This is a genomic window from Yersinia sp. 1252 StPb PI, assembly GCF_048593885.1.
Taxonomy (GTDB): domain Bacteria; phylum Pseudomonadota; class Gammaproteobacteria; order Enterobacterales; family Enterobacteriaceae; genus Yersinia; species Yersinia enterocolitica_E.
Genome location: NZ_JAZGQE010000546.1, coordinates 1 through 318, shown reverse-complemented (window position 1 = coordinate 318; position 318 = coordinate 1). Strand labels below are relative to the sequence as shown.

Genomic DNA, 318 nt, shown 5'->3' with positions numbered 1-318 from the left:
ATCGATTCAGTAGACTATCTCTTGACCATAAATATATTTATTAACATTGTAGTGCCATTACCACTGCTTGCTGTTGGCATTAGAAGAATGCATGATATTGATTTATCTGGCTGGTTTTTTGGTATGCTTTACATCTTTATTTTCTTGTTTTATTTTTTGAACCGATTTATTTGGGCTTTTGAACTCGCTAGCCCACGGAATTTATATTACATAAGAATATTCTTGTTAATTACCCTTTGCTGGGTACCTATGCTGATCGTCGGCATACTATGTTGTATTAAAAATGAATAAATACCTTTCACACAAAGAGTCCTTGTC

The 318-nt window shown here is 33.3% G+C and carries 1 protein-coding gene; it reads left to right on the top strand.

Features of this window, described 5'->3' with window-relative positions; translation table 11 throughout:
• A partial coding sequence (locus tag V2A85_RS24680; protein ID WP_420072690.1) for a DUF805 domain-containing protein occupies positions 1–291 on the top strand: 291 nt, incomplete at its 5' end.
• Positions 292–318: the final 27 nt, after the last annotated feature.